Source organism: Sphingomonas sp. OK281, from assembly GCF_900115295.1.
Classification (GTDB): Bacteria; Pseudomonadota; Alphaproteobacteria; order Sphingomonadales; family Sphingomonadaceae; genus Sphingomonas.
The window spans coordinates 743,716-762,061 of sequence record NZ_FOVZ01000001.1; the positions used below are offsets into that span (position 1 = coordinate 743,716).

10 protein-coding genes are annotated in these 18,346 nt (G+C 64.7%); 9 read left to right on the top strand and 1 reads right to left on the bottom strand.

The features are described from left to right. Positions 1 to 18 precede the first annotated feature (18 nt). The 6 genes from lepA to BM244_RS03510 all read left to right on the top strand — a co-directional run bounded on the left by lepA (position 19) and on the right by BM244_RS03510 (position 10,614). On the top strand, positions 19 to 1,839 hold the full coding sequence (gene lepA / locus BM244_RS03485) for a translation elongation factor 4 (RefSeq protein WP_093397387.1): 1,821 nt from the start codon (positions 19 to 21) through the stop codon (positions 1,837 to 1,839). A 580-nt stretch (positions 1,840 to 2,419) separates the two neighbouring features. Next, positions 2,420 to 4,699: a TonB-dependent receptor gene (locus BM244_RS03490; RefSeq protein ID WP_093398088.1), complete on the top strand. Its 2,280-nt coding sequence runs from the start codon at positions 2,420 to 2,422 to the stop codon at positions 4,697 to 4,699. 314 nt (positions 4,700 to 5,013) lie between these two features. Beyond that, the gene (locus BM244_RS03495) at positions 5,014 to 8,382 is read left to right on the top strand and encodes a polysaccharide deacetylase family protein (protein WP_093397389.1); all 3,369 of its coding nucleotides are present in this window, start codon (positions 5,014 to 5,016) and stop codon (positions 8,380 to 8,382) included. Between the two features lie 182 nt (positions 8,383 to 8,564). Then, positions 8,565 to 9,323, top strand: coding sequence for a molybdate ABC transporter substrate-binding protein (gene modA / locus BM244_RS03500; RefSeq protein ID WP_093397390.1), 759 nt, complete (start codon positions 8,565 to 8,567; stop codon positions 9,321 to 9,323). Beyond that, positions 9,324 to 10,013 (top strand): molybdate ABC transporter permease subunit, encoded by a 690-nt coding sequence (gene modB, locus BM244_RS03505; RefSeq protein ID WP_093397392.1) that lies wholly within the window; start codon positions 9,324 to 9,326, stop codon positions 10,011 to 10,013. It begins immediately after the preceding gene. Then, the gene (locus BM244_RS03510; protein WP_093397394.1) at positions 10,003 to 10,614 is read left to right on the top strand and encodes an ATP-binding cassette domain-containing protein; all 612 of its coding nucleotides are present in this window, start codon (positions 10,003 to 10,005) and stop codon (positions 10,612 to 10,614) included. The genes modB and BM244_RS03510 overlap by 11 nt, the downstream gene beginning before the upstream one ends. Before the next feature lie 240 nt (positions 10,615 to 10,854). On the opposite strand, the gene htpG is transcribed toward BM244_RS03510, so the two are convergent. After that, a complete protein-coding gene (htpG, locus tag BM244_RS03515; protein ID WP_093397395.1) occupies positions 10,855 to 12,804 on the bottom strand; it encodes a molecular chaperone HtpG in 1,950 nt (649 codons plus the stop codon). A 370-nt stretch (positions 12,805 to 13,174) separates the two neighbouring features. Here htpG and BM244_RS03520 point away from each other — a divergent pair, with 370 nt between their 5' ends. The 3 genes from BM244_RS03520 to BM244_RS03530 all read left to right on the top strand — a co-directional run bounded on the left by BM244_RS03520 (position 13,175) and on the right by BM244_RS03530 (position 18,222). Then, on the top strand, positions 13,175 to 14,800 hold the full coding sequence (locus BM244_RS03520) for a flavin monoamine oxidase family protein (RefSeq protein ID WP_175518031.1): 1,626 nt from the start codon (positions 13,175 to 13,177) through the stop codon (positions 14,798 to 14,800). Between the two features lie 250 nt (positions 14,801 to 15,050). Beyond that, positions 15,051 to 17,621 carry a TonB-dependent receptor plug domain-containing protein gene (locus BM244_RS03525; RefSeq protein WP_093397398.1) on the top strand — a complete coding sequence of 857 codons (2,571 nt, stop codon included), beginning with the start codon at positions 15,051 to 15,053 and terminating at the stop codon, positions 17,619 to 17,621. A 67-nt stretch (positions 17,622 to 17,688) separates the two neighbouring features. Continuing rightward, positions 17,689 to 18,222, top strand: coding sequence for a RidA family protein (locus tag BM244_RS03530; protein ID WP_254784248.1), 534 nt, complete (start codon positions 17,689 to 17,691; stop codon positions 18,220 to 18,222). Positions 18,223 to 18,346 lie beyond the last annotated feature (124 nt).

The following is an 18,346-nucleotide window of genomic DNA, read 5'->3' on the forward strand; positions in this document are numbered from 1 at the left end:
CGCTGCTAGGAGCGCGCCATGACTCCGCTCGACCGCATCCGCAATTTTTCCATCATCGCCCATATCGACCATGGCAAGTCGACGCTTGCCGACCGGCTGATCCAGGAAACTGGCGGCCTGACCGCGCGCGAAATGTCCGAGCAGGTGCTCGACAACATGGATATCGAGAAGGAGCGCGGGATCACGATCAAGGCGCAGACCGTGCGCCTCGCGTATCACGCCAAGGACGGCCTCGATTACGCCCTCAACCTGATGGACACGCCGGGCCATGTCGACTTCGCGTACGAGGTAAGCCGCAGCCTGGCCGCGTGCGAAGGCGCGCTGCTGGTGGTCGATGCCGCGCAGGGCGTCGAGGCGCAGACGCTCGCCAACGTCTACCAGTCGATCGAGCACGACCACGAGATCGTGCCGGTGATCAATAAGATCGATCTGCCCGCCGCCGAGCCCGAGAAGGTGCGCAAGGAAATCGAGGACGTGATCGGCATCGACGCGTCCGAGGCGGTACTGGCGTCGGCGAAGTCGGGGATCGGCATCGTCGAGATCCTCGAGGCGATCGTCACCAAGATCCCGCCGCCCAGCGGCGATCCGGAGGCGCCGCTGAAGGCGATGCTCGTCGACAGCTGGTACGATCCGTATCTCGGCGTCGTCATCCTGGTGCGCGTGATCGACGGGGTCCTGAAAAAGGGCCAGCAGATCAAGTTCATGCAGACCGGCACGATGCATCTGGTCGACCGGGTCGGTTGTTTCCGTCCGAAGATCGAGCAGCTGACCGAACTCGGCACCGGCGAGATGGGCTTCATCACCGCGCAGATCAAAGAGGTCGCGCAGACGCGCGTCGGCGACACGATCACCGACGCCAAGCGGCCTGCGCTCGAAGCGCTCGCGGGTTTCAAGGAAGTCCAGCCGGTCGTGTTCTGCGGGATGTTCCCGGTCGATGCCGCCGAGTTCGAGAAGCTGCGCGAGAGCATCTCGAAGCTGCGGCTGAACGATGCGAGCTTCTCGTTCGAGATGGAGACGTCGGCGGCGCTTGGCTTCGGCTTCCGCTGTGGGTTCCTCGGGCTGTTGCATCTGGAGATCATCCAGGAGCGGCTGACACGCGAATATGATCTGGACCTGATCACCACCGCGCCGTCCGTCGTCTATGAGATCGAGCTGACCCACCCCGATCCGTCCGGCACGACGCATATCGAGCTGCACAACCCTGCCGACATGCCCGAGCCGAACAAGATCGCGACGATCAGCGAGCCGTGGATCGAGGCGACGATCTACGTCCCCGACGAGTATCTCGGTAGCGTGCTCAAACTCTGCCAGGACCGCCGCGGCATCCAGAAGAACCTTACCTATGTCGGCGGTCGCGCGCAGGCGACTTACGAACTGCCGCTGAACGAGGTCGTGTTCGATTTCTACGATCGACTGAAGTCGATGTCGAAGGGCTATGCGAGCTTCGACTATCACCAGATCGGCTACCGCGAGGGCGACCTCGTCAAGATGGGCATCCTGGTCAACGAGGAGCCGGTCGACGCGCTCAGCATGATCGTCCACCGCGGCACCGCCGAAGTGCGCGGTCGCGGCATGGTCGAGCGCTTGAAGGAGCTGATCCCGCGCCATCTGTTCAAGATCCCGATCCAAGCGGCGATCGGCGGCAAGGTGATTGCGCGCGAGACGATCAGTGCGATGCGCAAGGACGTGACCGCGAAGTGTTACGGTGGCGACGCGAGCCGCAAGAAGAAGCTTCTGGAGAAGCAGAAGAAGGGCAAGCTGAAGATGCGCGAGTACGGGTCTGTCAGCATCCCGCAGGAGGCGTTTATCGCGGCGCTGAGGATGGGCGACGACGCGTAGGCGCCCAAGGGTAAGCGGCGTAGCGGCTTAGCCGAGGCTAGCGCCAAGCTGGACGGCGACCGGCCGAGCTCGTCCTCGGTCGTGACGTCCGACGACGCGGCTTTGCCGCGGCGCGATTCACGCGCGGTCGAATGACAGTCCGCCCTTCCTTGTTCTCCCGCGAAGGCGGGAGCCCAGTCTGGATCCCCGCCTTCGCGGGGAAGCATGCTACCCTGGTTTCTAGAGTCCAAGCGTCGAACCAGCCCGAGCCTCGGATCGACATCCAGAACCGCATCGGCAAGTCCAAATCGCGGTGCTAGCATGGCCTATCCGCCAGTAGCGAGCGGCAAAAATATCGCACTATTTTGCAAACCGCCGCGCACCAAAACACGCCGTAACCAACTGTCATCATACCAACACAATCGCCGCCTAACCGCCGGATCGGGGAGTGAGCGTCGCGAGGCGTCGTCGAGCCGTCCGGGGAGGGCGGTCGAGGACAAGCCGCGGCGTTGTATCTTGGGATGTGTGGCCGGTCGTCAGGGACGTCGCTGCACTATTGGGGAATAGAATTTTGAAGATTTCGGTCGTTAAGTCGGCGCTGATGCTTGGCGTCGCGTTTGGGTCGGTTGTGGTTGGCTCGGCCGCGTTCGCGCAGGCAGCGCCGGTCCAGGAGCAGGCTGCTCCCGAGGAAGGGCTCGGCGATATCGTCGTCACCGCAGAGCGCCGGTCCGAGAACCTCCAGAAAGTGCCGCTCTCGGTCGGTGTCGCATCGGGCGACGCCCTGCGCGCGTACACCGCTGGCGGCGACGACACGCTGCTCGCGCTGTCGGGTCGCGTCCCCGGCCTGTACGTCGAATCGACGACCGGCCGCATCTTCCCGCGCTTCTACATCCGCGGCCTCGGCAACATCGATTTCTACCTCGGCGCCTCGCAGCCGGTCACGATCATCCAGGACGACGTGATCCTCGAGCATGTCGTGCTGAAGTCGAACCCGGTCTTCGACGTCCGCCAGGTCGAAGTGCTGCGCGGTCCGCAAGGCTCGCTGTTCGGCCGCAACACCACCGCCGGCATCATCAAGTTCGACACCAACAAGCCGACCAACGATTTCGAGAGCCGCGCGTCGGCCTCGGTCGGCTCGTACAACAGCGTCAGCCTCGACGCCGGTGTCGGTGGCCCGCTGATCAAGGACTTGCTGGCCATCCGCCTGTCGACTTTGATCCAGCACCGCGAGAACTATGTCGACAACCGGTTCGCCGGCGTCAGTGCCGACAACACCGCGACGCCGCGCAAGGACGCAATGGGTGGCTTCGACGATCGCAACGTCCGCGTGCAGCTCGCGCTGACGCCGGGCGAGCGTTTCACGCTGGACCTGTCGGGCCATGCCCGCTGGTATGACGGCACCTCGACGCTGTTCCACCGCGGCGCGCTCAAGAAGGGTTCGAACGACGTGTCGGCCGAGCCGCGCAACGTGGTGTCGTACGACGAAGCCAACGACAACCCGCAGAGCTACAACACCTATGGTGGTTCGGCCCGCGCGACTTACGACTTCGGTCCCGCAGCGCTGACCTCGATCACCGCGTACGAGACGACTTCGGGGTTCAGCCGCGGCGACACCGATGGCGGTGCGGGCGCGAACTTCCCGGTCGGCGGCGTCGCGAACGGCTTCGGGCAGTCGCAGGGCCAGATCCGCGATCTCGATCAATGGTCGCAGGAAGTCCGGCTTGCGGGCACCCCCGGCGGTCGCTTCAACTGGCAGGTCGGCGGCCTGTATTTCGATACGCGCGACATCACCGACTTCTATCAGCGCGGCTATTTCCTAACGACCGCAGCACGCAACCCCAACAACTGGGTTCGCCTGCACGACGTCAACACGTCCTGGGCGGGCTTCGGCCAGCTGAGCTATGAACTGGTCGACAAGCTGACCTTCACCGTTGGTGGCCGTATCACCGAGGACAAGAAGCGCACGCAGCTGTTGAAGACTGCGGACACCGCGGCGGGCGTCGTCACGTATCGCGGCCGCACCGACGTCACCCTGAAGGCGACCAAGCCGAGCTGGGATGCGAGCCTTCTGTATCAGGCGAGCCCGGACGTCAGCCTGTACACGCGCGTAGCCGAGGGCTTCCGCGGGCCGACGATCCAGGGCCGGTCGGCGGTGTTCAATTCGGACTTCACGACCGCCAAGTCGGAGACGATCCTGTCGTGGGAGGGTGGCGTCAAGAGCCGCCTGCTGAACAACACGCTGAGCCTGAACGCGACGGTCTTCGCCTACCGCGTCAAGGACATCCAGCTGAACGGCAACGACGTGAACGGCAACGGCGTGCTGTTCAACGCCGACAAGGCGGATGCGTACGGCATGGAAGCCGAGGCCAACTGGAAGCCGGTGCCGAACCTGACGCTCGGTGCGGGCCTCAGCCTGCTGCACAGCAAGATCCGCGACAAGAACGTCTACGCACAGGTCTGCATCCTGAACGGCGTCGTGGTCTGCACGGTCGAGGATCCGACGATCAAGGTGGGCGCCAACACGTTCGCGCAGATCGACGGCAACCCGCTGCCGAATGCGCCAGAGTATAACGTCGACCTCACCGCGCGCTACGACCAGCCGCTCGGCAATGGCGGTCGTGCGTTCATCGCAGGGGACTTCAACATCCAGGGCTATACGCAGTTCGTGCTGTACAAGACCAAGGAGTTCACTTCGAACGGCAACTTCGAGGGCGGCCTGAAGATCGGTTACGCCGCACCGGACGATGCGTATGAGTTCGCGGTATTCGCGCGCAACATCACCGGCGAGAAGAACCTCAAGGGCGTGATCGAGAACTACATGGCCGCGGTGTTCAACGAACCGCGGATCATCGGCGTATCGCTCAGCGGCAAGTTCCGCTGATCTGACGTCCCCCTTCCGCAGGCGGGAGGGGGCTTCTCTTCCCCCCTTCCGCGAGCGGGAGGGGGCTTCTCTTCCCCCCCTCCCGTAAGCGGGAGGGGCCGGGGGTGGGCTCGCGCTATCGTCAAGCGCAGCAAGTGTTCGGGCCATGCGCCCACCCCTCGGTCCCCTCCCGCTTGCGAGAGGGGATGCAGTGAGGTCTGTGTCCGCTCCTAAACCACGCGTGACGTTTTTTTCAGCAGCGTTCCCGCCAACGGCATTGTAGCGAATCATTACGGCGAGTTGCCGTTTTCCTTCGACCGGTTGATACTCCGCCCATGTCGCTCAATCCTGTATTCTACGATGCAAGCGGCCGCCGGCGCCGGCGGTTCACCTTCGGCGTCGCCGCGTTCGTCGCGTTGCTGCTGTTGTCGATCGCAGTGATCGCGGTGTCGATCGGTGCGGTGCCGACCGCGCCTCTGTTGCCGATCGAGCCCGAGCACCCCGCGCTCCGCAAGTTACCGGCGCCGCGTGGCAGCATCCTTCGCGAGACCCGGCGCGATCTCGATTATTATGCCAAGCAACTGTTCGGGACGAGCGCGGCCAAGCCCGGCGTCGGCAATGGCGCCAGCCCGCCGCTCGCGATCGCCTTCCACGCACCGTGGGACGAGGCGAGCACGGCCAGCCTCGCGCGCCACGTCGAACAGCTAGACTGGCTGATCCCGGGCTGGGTGTCGATCACCGGCAAGGATCATCAGATCACCGTATTCCGCGATCAGGCGGGTCGCGATATCCTCAACAAGGCAGTCCACCGGCCGATGATCCTGCCGATGGTGCAGAACGCCGTCGACGGAAACTGGGACGGCGCTGGCAGTGCAGCGTTGTTCGCCGACCCGAAGGCCCGCGCCGCATTCCTCGACAAGCTCGTACCGTTCCTCAGCGCAAACCATGCCGGCGGCGTGTTCTACGATTTCGAGGACTTGCCCGCGTCGGCCCAACCCAACTACCGCGCGTTCCTCGCCGAGACGCGTGCGCGGTTCGCCCCGCACGGCTGGGTCGTCGCGATCGCGGCGCCGGTCGCCAATCCGGACTGGAACCTGCCCGCCTATGCCAAGGTGACCGACAAGGTCTTCCTGATGGCGTATGACGAGCATGAGACGAGCGGCGCGCCCGGTCCGATCGCCTCGCAGCGCTGGTTCGCCCGCATGGTCGCAGACGCGGCGCGCGGCATCCCGCCGTCGAAGCTGGTCGTCGCGATCGGCTCCTATGCCTATGACTGGCATGCCGGGGCGGACAGTGGCAACGGCGATGCGCTCGACGTCGAGGAGGCGTGGCAGAACGCCGCCGACTCCGGCACGATGCCGACCTTCGACAAGGCGAGCGGCAACAGCAGCTTCGCCTATTCCGAGGGCGGCGTGCAGCATCAGGTCTGGCTGCTCGACGCGGCATCCGCCTACAACCAGATCGCGTTCCTGCAAAAGGCTGGTCTGGGTAGCGTCGCGCTGTGGCGGCTCGGGTCGGAAGATCCAGGCCTCTGGTCGATCTGGGGTCGCGATCACCGCAAATTGCCGATCCCCGACTCGATCGACAACATGCCGGCCGGCACGAACGTCGATATCGAGGGCAGCGGCGAGATCCTGAAGATCGCCGCCGAGCCCGTTACCGGCATTCGCGACGCCGTGCCGGCCAAGGACGGGACGATCGCCGACGTCAACTTCACGCGGATGCCGTCGCCCTATGTCGTGGTGCGGACCGGCTATCGCCCGAAACAGCTCGCGCTGACCTTCGACGACGGTCCCGATCCCGAATGGACCCCGCAGATCCTCGACATCCTCAAGCGCGAACATGCGCCGGCGACGTTCTTCGTGATCGGCGAAAACGCGCTGACCGAGCGGCCGCTGCTCGAGCGGATGGTCAACGAAGGCCACGAGATCGGCAACCACACTTATACCCATCCCAACCTCGCCAACGTCTCGCAGCGGCAGGTGAAGTACGAGCTGAACACCACGCAACGCCTGTTCCAGGCGTTCACCGGGCGCTCGCTCCGCCTGTTCCGCGCCCCGTATTTTGGCGATGCCGAGCCGAGCACCGCGGACGAGATCCTGCCCGCGCTCGAAGCACAGCAGCGCGGCTATATCTCGGTCGGTCTCCACGTCGATCCCGACGACTGGAAACGGCCCGGCGTCCAGGCGATCATCGATCGGACCATTGCCGGCGTCGAGGCGGGCAATCCCGAACGCAGCGGCAACGTCATCCTGCTTCACGACGCGGGCGGCAACCGCGCGGAGACCGTCGCCGCGCTGCCGATCATCATCGAGCGGCTGCGGGGGATGGGGTACAGCTTCGTCCCCGTCTCGACCCTCGCGGGGTTGTCGCGAAACCAGTCGATGCCGGTGATCTCGTCCAGCGATCGGGTCGCGGCGGTCGCGGATCTCGCGCTGTTCAGCACGCTCGGTGTCATCGTCGTCGCGCTCCGCTGGATATTCGGCATCGCGATCACGATCGGCATCATCCGCGCCCTGGCCTTGTCGGCGCTGGCGCTGATCCAGGCCCGACGCGAGTTGAAGACGGTGTTCCCGGCGATCGATCCGTCGCGGTTCGTGACGGTGATGATCCCCGCGTTCAACGAGGAGCGCGTCATCGTGCGCGCGGTGCAAGGCGTGCTCGCCTCCGCCGACGTCGTGATCGAGGTGATCGTGATCGACGACGGCTCGAGCGACGGCACCAGCCAGGTCGTGTCCGACGCATTCGCCGGCGACGACCGCGTCCGCCTGCTGACGCTGGAGAACGGCGGTAAGGCGCGCGCGCTCAACCGTGGGCTCGAACTCGCGCGCGGCGAGATCGTGATCGCGCTCGATGCCGATACGCAGTTCGAACCGATGACGATCGCGCGTCTCGCCCGGTGGTTCGACGATCCCAAGCTTGGTGCGGTTGCGGGCAACGCGAAGGTCGGGAACCGCGTGAACCTGATCACCAAATGGCAGGCGCTCGAATATATCACAGCGCAGAATCTCGAGCGGCGCGCGCTCGCACGACTGAACGCGATGACGGTCGTGCCGGGGGCGGTCGGCGCATGGCGGCTGGAGGCGGTTCGCAGCGTCGGCGGCTATCCCGACGATACGCTCGCCGAGGACCAGGACCTGACGATCGCCATTCAGCGGCACGGCTGGACGGTCCAGTACGACCAGTTCGCGATCGCCTGGACCGAGGCACCCGAGACGATGCGTGCGCTCGCCAAACAGCGCTTCCGCTGGGCGTTCGGCACGTTGCAGTGCCTCTACAAGCACCGCTCGGCGATCGGCCGGTCGCATCCGCGCGGGCTCGGCTGGGTCGGTTTGCCGCAGGCGATCGTGTTCCAGATCGTCCTTGCCTCGATCTCGCCGATCATCGATCTGGCGCTGCTAGTGAGCTTCGCCTCGACCTACCTCGCGGTGCAGGCACATGGCTGGGAGCAGACCAGCCACGACGTCTATACGATGCTGGCGTACTGGCTGATCTTCACCGCGATCGACCTGCTGGCCGCGACGATCGCGTTCGCGCTCGAGCGCAAGGAACGCTGGCGACTGCTCTGGCTGCTGATCCCGCAACGGATCGGCTATCGACAGGTGATGTATTACGTCGTGCTGAAGGCGATCGCGCAGGCACTGCGGGGGCCATTGGTCGGCTGGGGCAAGCTCGCCCGGACCGGTCGCGTGACGGCGAACTGAACAAGTTTGCCGGATCGTCGAACGCTTTCCCTGGGCAGGGGGAAGGGTCCGACGGTGGACGGTGAACGGTTCGACCTTCGCTCCGTGCCGGCACTGGCGCAACGTATCGGCATCGATGGCGTTATGACCAAGTGCTGTATATCGGTGTATATCGTTGGACAGGAAATCAGCGAGGTAGGCCAATGCGGTATCTAATCATGACGATGGCAATATCGGCGAGCGTCGCTGTCGCCGGAGGCGCGCAGGCGCAGCGTCCGCCATTGGTGCTCGCTGCGGCGTCGTTGCAGGAATCGCTGACCGCGGCTGCGGATGCGTGGGCCAAGAAGGGCCATGCCAGGCCGACCATCTCGTTCGCGGCTTCGTCCGCGCTGGCACGACAGGTCGAGTCCGGCGCGCCCGCGGACCTGTTCGTCTCGGCGGACGAGGACTGGATGAACGCACTGGCCTCGAAGAACCTGATCGTGACGTCGACCCGCGTTACATTCCTTGGCAACCGTCTGGTCGTCGCATCGCCCGCGGGCAGCAAGGTGCGGATCCCCGTGCGGCCGCCCGCGGCCCTCGTCCGCGTACTGACGGCCGGGCCGCTGGCGATGGCGGATGGCGCGGTGCCCGCCGGCAAATACGGGCAGGCGTCGCTGGAGAAACTCGGCGTCTGGTCGCAGGTGTCGCCCAAAGTGGTGCGCGCGGAGAACGTCCGCGCGACTCTCGCACTGGTGGAGCGCGGCGCGGCGCCGCTGGCGATCGTCTACGCGACCGATGCCAAGGCGTCGGCCAAGGTCCGTATCGCGGGCGTCTTCCCGGAGAATACGCATCCCCCGATCACCTATCCGATCGCACGGCTGAAGACGTCGACGAATGCCGATGCCGAGGGCTTCCGCCGCTTCCTGGTCTCGCGCGAGGGCAAGGCGATCTTCGTGCGGTACGGGTTCTCCGCGCGCTAGATGCTCGATTCGACCGAATGGGGGATCGTCGCGCTGTCGTTGAAGGTCGGCGGTGTCGCTATGCTGGTAACGCTGCCAATCGCGTTCGCACTGGCATGGCTGCTCGCGCGCGTCCGCTTTCCGGGCAAAGTCGTCGTCGATGCGGCGATCCATCTGCCGTTGGTCGTGCCGCCGGTCGTGACAGGCTGGCTCCTCCTGCTCGCGTTCGGGCCCAATGGCCCGATCGGCGCGTGGCTGCGGGATTGGTTCGGCATCACGGTCCTGTTCCGTTGGACCGGGGCAGCGATCGCCGCGGGCGTCATGGCGCTGCCGCTGATGGTGCGCGCGATGCGGATCTCGATCGAGGCGGTCGATCGGCGGCTTGAGAATGCCGCACGGACGCTCGGCGCGGGACCATGGCGCGTCTTCTGGACACTCACCCTGCCACTCAGCATACCCGGCGTACTGGCGGGGGCGGTACTCGGTTTTGCGCGATCGATCGGCGAGTTCGGGGCGACGATCACCTTCGTCTCCAACGTGCCCGGCGAAACGCAGACCTTGCCGCTGGCGATCTACTCCGCGCTCCAGCAACCCGGCGCCGACGCTCTCGTGTGGCGATTGTCCTGTGTATCCGTAGGCTTGTCGCTGGTCGCTCTGATCGCATCCGAACTGTTGACGCGGCGTGCCGGCCGGGGGCTCCATGTCCTTTGAGATCGATATCGAGAAGCGTCTCGGCGACGCTGACATCGCGTTGACTCTGGAGGCAGGCGAGGGCGCGACGGTGCTGTTCGGCCCATCCGGTATCGGCAAGTCGAGCGTGCTGAACATGGTCGCCGGGCTTCTCCGTCCCGACCGTGGTCGCATCGCGGTCGATGGCGAAACGCTGTTCGACGCCGTCAGCCCCGGCGGCGTCGACATCCCCCCCGACCGTCGCCGCGCCGGCTATGTCTTCCAGGACGCACGCCTGTTCCCCCACATGCGCGTACGGGCGAACCTCCTCTACGGCGCCGGTCACGAGCAGGCCGCGTTCGAGGACCGGATCGGGTTCCTCGGCATCGGCCATCTGCTCGATCGTTGGCCGCGCACGCTGTCGGGCGGCGAAGCGCAACGCGTCGCGATCGGCCGTGCGCTACTCAGCCGCCCGCGTTTCCTGCTCCTCGACGAACCACTGTCGTCGTTGGATCGCGCCCGACGCGAGGAGGTGCTCGTCGCGATCGAACACGTCCGCGACGTGCTGAAGCTGCCGATCCTGATCGTGACGCATGACCCGTCCGAGGCGGAGCGGATCGGGACGCGCGTGGTGCGGATGTGAGGGCGAGTCTTTAGAGGGCATTGGTCGAACGGTGTTCCCGCCAACGGGCCAACCCACCCCCGGCCCCTCCCTTTCAGGGAGGGGGGAAGGGAAGCGCGTACTCGCGGCTACGTCCGGCTCCGAAGACGCCGCTGAAACCGAGAGCGCCGCCGGCAACGCGACAGACCTGCTCCCCTCCCGGAAAGGGAGGGGGTGGGGGTGGGTAGGCCGCTTGGGAAGCGCCCACGCCAACCCCAAGCATCACCCCAGAGCCCGCGTAAACAGCCGCGTGAGCCGAGCGGAGAACGCCCGGGCATCGATCGGACGCTCGCCATCGGCGATCTGCGCTTCGTCGAACAACAGATGCGCCGCGTCCTCGCGCAGCGCCGTCTCGTCCTCGCCGAGCGCCGCCAGCTTGGCGATCAAGGCCGAGCGCGGATTGATCTCAAGTACCGGCTTGGCCGCCGGCATCGCCTGGCCACTCTCCGCGAGAATGCGTTCGAGCTGGCGATCCATCCCGCTGTCCGCCGCGACGAGGCAGACCGCGCTATCCGTCAGACGCTCCGACGCGCGGACTTCGGACACGGCATCGGCTAGCGTCGTCTTCACGAACGCGATGAAGTTCGCCACTTCGGGCGTCGCAACGGCGGTTGGCTGCTCGGCGCCGTCGACCAGCGGGATCAGCCCGAGATCGGCCGCGCCCTGCGTGACCGACTTGAACGGCTTGCCGTCGTGATCGATGCCAGCCGTCACCCAGAACCCGTCGACCGAGTCCGGCAGCAGCAGCACTTCGATTCCACGCGCGCGGAACCCCTCGAGCTGCGGGGAGGCTTCGAGCCGGTCGAGATCGGTGCCGACCGCGTAATAGATCGCAGTCTGGTTGTCCTTCATCGCTGCGACATAGTCGGTAACCGAACGCCATGCGCCGCCGGACGTCGTGGTCTTGAAGCGCGCTAGCTTCAGCAGGGCGTCACGCCGTTCGAAATCCTCGTACAGCCCTTCCTTCAGGACTGCGCCGAAATTCTCCCAGATCTTCGCATAGGCGTCGGCATCGCGCGTCGCGAGCTTGTCGAGTTCGGCCAGCACGCGGCCGGTCACGCCCTTGCGGATCGCGGCGAGCATCGGGCTTTCCTGGATCATCTCGCGCGAGACGTTCAGCGGCAGGTCGGACGAATCGACCAGCCCGCGCATGAACCGGAGATAGCGCGGCAAGACTTCGGCATCGTCGGTGATGAAGACGCGCTTCACGTACAGCTTCATGCGGCCATTACGGTCGGGATCGAACAGGTCGAACGGCTTCGCTCCGGGCACATAGGCGAGCACCGTATATTCGTGCAGTCCTTCGGCGCGGTAGTGGAGCGTCAGCGCGGGTTCGTCATACTGGCCGGACACGCTGCGATAGAAATCCGCATAGTCCTCGGCCGAGATATCCGCCTTCGGCTTGGTCCAGAGCGCAGCACCGTCGGCGATGTCGACCGGCTCTGCGTCGGGCTTTTCGCGGAGCGTGATCGGCACCGGGACGTGCCCCGATTGGTCCTTGATCAGGCGTTCGACGGTGAAGCGGTCGGTATATTGGGTCGCGTCTTCGAGCAGGTGGAGCACGACGCGAGTGCCGCGGGCAGGGGCGTCGGCGGTTGGCACGTCGGCGGTTGGCACGTCGGCGGTTGGCACGTCGGCGGTTGGCACGTCGGCGATCGTATAGGTGCCGAGGCCGTCCGACGACCAGAGCGAGGCGATGTCGGCGCCTGCGCGACGCGAGATCACGTCGACCTTCGACGCGACCATGAACGCGGAATAGAAGCCGACGCCGAACTGGCCGATCAACTGCGCGCCATCGGAACCGCTCGATGCCGCGATCCGGTCCATGAATGCCTTGGTGCCCGATCGCGCGATCGTGCCAAGCGCCTCGCCCATGTCCTCGGCAGTCATGCCGATGCCGTTATCCTCGATCGTCAGCGTCCGCGCATTGGGATCGAGCGTGATCGAGATCGCCAGCCGCGTCTCGTCGCCGAGCAACTCGGGCGCGCTCAACGCTTCGTACCGCAGCTTCTCGCACGCATCGGCTGCGTTCGAGATCAGTTCGCGCAGGAATACGGTCTTATCCGAATAGACCGAGTGCACCATCATGTGGAGCAAGCGCGCGACGTCCGCCTCGAAGGCATGGGTCGCAGGCGCAGCGGTCTCGGGAACGGGAGCGGGTTCGGTGGTCATAGGATGTGGCAGGTCTCTTGGTAAAAGGATCAGTCGGAGAATTGGCCGGACCACGATCGGAATTCAAGGCCCGGTCCGCCGGGTCCGTCGTCGCCACAAGATCGTCACCGCGGCGTTAAAGATTTCATTTGCGTTACATGCCAAAGCAATGTTCAATCCGAATCGTCCAGTCAAAAGATGCAACGTGTCGAGATGTTACGCGCAAAGGAACGATGTGTTCTTTTGCGATCGATGTCCGACGTTCATCGTGGCTGGCGGGGGACGATGATCCTGCAAGGCTGCTGACGGGTTCGACCCGCCGGTAATTCTGATGTTCGGCAAACCCAGGGGGGTGCCGTTTCGGGGGGCCTTGATGACTATACACGGTGTGATGACACGCAGGACCTTGTTGGGCCGGCTTGGCCTGATGGGAGGGCTGAGCGCGACGCTCGGCGCGATGCAGGCTTTGGGTCTTACCAATGGATTGATCGGCACCTCGCAGGCGGAGGAGCTGGCGATGCTGCCGCCCGGGGTCGGTAAGGGAACGCACGTCGTCGTGCTCGGGGCGGGGATCGCCGGGTTGACCGCCGCGTACGAACTCGAACAGGCGGGCTTCCAGGTGACGTTGCTCGAAGCGCGCGAGCGGGTCGGCGGGCGGGCCTGGACGGTGCGCGACGGCGACAAGATCGAAATGATCGGGGAACAGACGCAGACCGCCAAATTCTCCGACGGCATCTATTTCAACGCCGGACCGGCACGCATTCCCAGCTTCCACCAGGGGCTGATCGGGTACGCGAAGAAGTTCGACGTGCCGCTGGAGGTCGAAGTCAACTCGAGCCGCTCGGCCTATGTGATGGGCGAGAACGGCAGCAAGATCCGGATGCGCACCGCGATCAACGACATGCGCGGCCACATCGCCGAACTGCTGGCGAAGGCGATCAACCAAGGTGCGCTCGATCAGTCGGTGACGGCGGCGGACAAGCAGAAACTGCTGCCGTTCCTGAAGGCCTATGGCGATCTCGGCACCGACTATGCGTTTGCCGGCACCGAGCGATCGGGGTTCGGGACCGCACCGGGGGCGGGTGTCACCTTCTCCTCGGCGGGCAGCGCAGTGCCGATGGACCAGTTGCTGGCGAACGAACGGCTGCCGATGACGCTGTTCGAGGACAATCTCTACATGCAGGCGACGATGTTCGAGCCGGTCGGGGGGATGGACCGCATCCATGCCGGGTTCGATCGCAACCTGCGCCGTCCGGCGATCCGTGGCGCCGAGGTCACCAAGATCCGTCACACCGCGCGCGGCGTCGATGTGGTCTACCGCGACAAGGCGAGCGACGTGGTCGACACCGTGACGGCGGATTACATCATCTGCACGATCCCGTTCCCGGTGCTCGCGACGATCGATACCGACTTTACGCCCGCGATGAAGAAGACGATCGCCGGGGTCGTCTACGATCACTCGAACAAGGTCGCGTTCGAGAGTCCGCGCTTCTGGGAACGCGAGCAGATCTATGGCGGCATCTCGTTCGTCGGCGGTCCGACGACGCTGGTCTGGTACCCGTCGGCCGGGCTGCACTCCGCGCGCGGCATGATCCTCGGCTGTTATTCGTCCGGACCCAATGCTGCCGAATTCGCCAAGCGTCCGATCGCCGAGCAGATCGCCTTCTCGCGCGGCGTGATCGATCGCCTGCATCCGGGGCATGGCGCCGATCTGGTCAACGGCATCGCGGTGAACTGGCATAAGATCCCGTACAGCCTTGGGCCGTGGCCCGACTGGAATGCGGGCAGCGCGAATGGGCGGCAGGAGGGGCATATCGACACGCCCGAGTTCCGCCTGCTCCAGAAACCCGACGGTCGCGTCTATTTCGCCTCCGCCGCACTCAGTCAGACGCCGGGCTGGCAGGAAGGCGGCATCCAGTCCGCGCAAGGTCAGGTGGTCGCGCTGGCCAGACGCGTCGCGGCGCAAGGCACGCCCCGGGCAGCACAGGGTTCGGCCGGCGCACGACGCGCGGCATGACGTCGAGCAAAACGTTGCATTTCGGTGACAGTGTGAACAATAGTTTAGAAACGATCCGTAAATAGCACCGAATCGGTTGTCTCCGTGCGTAACGCGGACAATCATGACTAAGGTTAGGAAAGCGGAAAACTCTAATTATATCCTGCGAAACCTCGTTTCGCAGAGAGGGTAGTCGTGACACGGTGACGTCAGATCATCGAATATATTAAGAGGATGGCTGAAGGCGCTCAACAATAAGGGGGGAAACCTTATGAAGATCGTCAACAGTATTTCACGTAGTGCCTTCATCGTGGCGCTCGCCAGCGCTGGATCCATGACCGCCTCGGCGCAGACCGCGTCGGTCACCGCGACCGACCCCCAGACCGGAACCTCGGAAATCCCCGACGACATCATCGTCACGGGCACGCGCGCCACGGGGATTACCGCGGCCGAAAGCGCGGCCCCGATCAAGGTGCTCGACGCCGAGATCATGAGCCATGTCGGCCAGCCGAACCTCAACCAGGTGCTGACGCAACTTGTCCCGTCGTTCACGGCGCAGGCATTCGGTGGCGACACCGCCAACCTCACGCTGTCGGCACGGTTGCGCGGGCTGAGCCCGAACCACACGCTCGTCCTGATCAACGGCAAGCGCCGCCACGGCACCTCGAACCTCGCGGTCCTCGGCGGACCCTATCAGGGCGCAGCGACCGCCGATCTCGACCTGATCTCGCCCTCGTCGATCAAGCGCATCGAAGTGCTCGAGGACGGCGCCGCAGCCCAATATGGCTCCGACGCGATCGCCGGCGTCATCAACGTCATCCTCAAGGACGACAAGGAAGGCGGCGACGCCTCGATGACCGCGGGCGAGAATTACGACACCGGCGGCCGCACGTACGGCGGCAGCCTGCACCTTGCGACCAAGGTCGGCGAGAACGGCTTCATCAACGTCACCGGCTTCTATCGCTACCACGACTTCACGCAGGTCGGCGGGCTCGACCGGCGCGTCACTGACGCCAACGGCAATCTGCTGAGCAGCACGACGACCCCGTCGATCAACGCGATCCAGCAACAGCTCTATCCGGCGATGGCGGACTTTCCTTACGTCAACAAGATCAGCGGCGATGCGCAATCGCGCCTGATCAATCTGCAATATAACTCGGCCTATGATTTCGGTGGTATCGAGGCGTACAGCTTCGGCACCTATTCGCGACGCATCGCCAGCGCCTACGAGAACGTCCGCGTACCGACCCGCATCTCGCGCACCGTGGCCGGTGTGACGACCTATTTCGATCCCGATGGCGACTCGCCGTCCAACGGCTTCAGCCCGCGCGAGAAGATCCGCGAGGAGGACATGGCGTTCACCGGCGGCGTGCGCGGCACGACCAACGGCTTCCACTACGACCTGTCGAGCACGTTCGGCCAGGACAAGAACGAGATCTATACGGTCGATTCGGCGAACGCCTCGCTCTACGCCGATACCGGCTTCACCCCGACGACCTTCTACAACGGGTTCTTCAAGTCGAGCGAACTGACCGTCAACGCGGACATCACGCACGAGATCGAAGCCGGGATGGCCGCGCCGATCAACCTCGCCTTCGGCGGCGAGTATCGCAAGAACGTCTATGAGATCGGCGCGGGCGATGCCGCCTCGACCTACAAGGAGGGCGGCCAGTCCTATCCCGGTTTCCGAGCCTCGGATGCCGGCGTGAACGGCCGAACGTCACAGGCGGGCTATATCGACGTCGCCCTGATGCCGGTCGAAGGCCTCAAGGTCGATGTCGCCGGTCGTTACGAGCATTATTCCGATTTCGGCAGCAAGTTCATCTACAAGGGCACCGGGCGCTACGATTTCTCCGACGCGTTCGCCCTGCGCGGCACTTTCTCGACCGGGTTCCGCGCGCCGACGCTGGCGGAATCCTATTACTCCGCCACCAACGTCTCGCCGACTGCCGCGTTCGTCCAGTTGCCCGCCAATTCGGCGGCGGCGAAACTGCTCGGCTTCGAGAACCTGAAGCCCGAGAAATCGACCAACTACAGCTTCGGCACGGTCATTCGCCCGGTTCCGCGGCTGACGATCACGATCGATGCCTATCAGGTGAAGATCGAGGATCGTATCCTCGGGACGGGGTCGTTGTTCGGTGGCGGCGGCGCCACCTCGCCGGTCAACGTCAACTTCCCCGTGGTGACGGCGGCGATCCGCGCGAACGGCAACGTGCTCGATCCGACGGTGACGCAGACCGGCATCAACATCTTCACCAACGGCGCGGATACCCGGACCCGCGGCGTCGATCTCGTCGCCAGCTACGCGAGCGATTTCGGCGACTATGGCAAGGCGACCTGGACCCTGTCGGGCAACTACAACCAGACCAAGATCACCAAGGTCATGTCGGCACCGCCGCTGGTCAACGTGCTCGGACAGACGATCACGGTGCCGTTGTTCGACGAAGGCGCCCGCGCCAATATCGAGACCGCATCGCCGCGGGTCAAAGTCATCGGTTCGACCTTCTATTCGATCGACAAGTTCTCGATGACGTTGCGCGGTACGGTCTACGGAAAGAGCTCGGCGAGGTACAGCCCGGACGGCGGCACCTTCTATAAGCAGACGATCGGCACCGCGTTCATCGGCGACGTCGAACTGAACTTCAAGGCGACCGACGACCTCGAGCTGTCGATCGGTGCGAACAACGTCTTCAACAAGAAGTCGCCGACACTCGGCCTGGTGCCGGGTACGACCAATGCTACCTTGGTCGGCGGCGGCAACCAGCTCGACGCGCCGCTGACGTTCAGCCCCTACGGGATCAACGGCGGCTATTATTATGCGCGCATGAACGTGAGCTTCTGAGAGATCGGGCGCGGCGTCACACTCGCCGCGCCCGAACCATTCGCATGAACCACCGGGAGAGAGACATATGACGATAAAAGCCAAGACCAAGACCGTCGCGCTGGCCGTGGCGACCTGTGCGATGCTCGCAGTGCCCGGCGTGGCGATCGCTGCCGAGAACAAGGTGGCGATCGTTCGGCATGCCAACACCCCGCCCGGCCTGATCCTTCAAGGGGTCACCGTGCCGGCGGGCGCGAAGATGCTGTATCTCAGCGGACAGTTGGCGGCCCCGATCGACCCGGCGGCTAAGACGCCGCCGGCGCAACTGACGATCGCCGATTTCGGTGACACGAAGACGCAGACGATCAGCGTGTTCACGAAGATCAAGACGATCCTCGCCGCGCAAGGCTATGCGATGAGCGACATCGTCAAGCTCACCGTGTTCGTCGCGGGCGACCCGAAGCTTGGCGGGAAGATGGACTTTGCCGGCATGAACGATGCCTTCAAGATGTTCTTCGGCACCGCGGAGAACCCGAACACGGTCGCGCGATCGACCGTTCAGGTCGCGGCCTTGGCGGGGCCGGCATTCCTCGTCGAAATCGAAGCCACCGCGGCGAAATAACACTGTCGTCGGGCGGTGGTAGGTTCAGCTGGAATCAGAGGGGCTTGCAGGACGGGACATCGGGCGCGCGGCGATATGGCTGGAATTGTTCTCCATATCGGAGGCGTAACGATTTGACGGTCGC

What these genes read in the sequence shown, in the direction of transcription:
- lepA (WP_093397387.1), top strand. Translation starts at nt 19, where the DNA reads ATGACTCCGCTCGACCGCATCCGCAATTTTTCCATCATCGCCCATATC.
- BM244_RS03490 (WP_093398088.1), top strand. Translation starts at nt 2,420, where the DNA reads ATGCTTGGCGTCGCGTTTGGGTCGGTTGTGGTTGGCTCGGCCGCGTTC.
- BM244_RS03495 (WP_093397389.1), top strand. Translation starts at nt 5,014, where the DNA reads ATGTCGCTCAATCCTGTATTCTACGATGCAAGCGGCCGCCGGCGCCGG.
- modA (WP_093397390.1), top strand. Translation starts at nt 8,565, where the DNA reads ATGCGGTATCTAATCATGACGATGGCAATATCGGCGAGCGTCGCTGTC.
- modB (WP_093397392.1), top strand. Translation starts at nt 9,324, where the DNA reads ATGCTCGATTCGACCGAATGGGGGATCGTCGCGCTGTCGTTGAAGGTC.
- BM244_RS03510 (WP_093397394.1), top strand. Translation starts at nt 10,003, where the DNA reads ATGTCCTTTGAGATCGATATCGAGAAGCGTCTCGGCGACGCTGACATC.
- htpG (WP_093397395.1), bottom strand. Translation starts at nt 12,804, where the DNA reads ATGACCACCGAACCCGCTCCCGTTCCCGAGACCGCTGCGCCTGCGACC.
- BM244_RS03520 (WP_175518031.1), top strand. Translation starts at nt 13,175, where the DNA reads ATGACACGCAGGACCTTGTTGGGCCGGCTTGGCCTGATGGGAGGGCTG.
- BM244_RS03525 (WP_093397398.1), top strand. Translation starts at nt 15,051, where the DNA reads ATGAAGATCGTCAACAGTATTTCACGTAGTGCCTTCATCGTGGCGCTC.
- BM244_RS03530 (WP_254784248.1), top strand. Translation starts at nt 17,689, where the DNA reads ATGACGATAAAAGCCAAGACCAAGACCGTCGCGCTGGCCGTGGCGACC.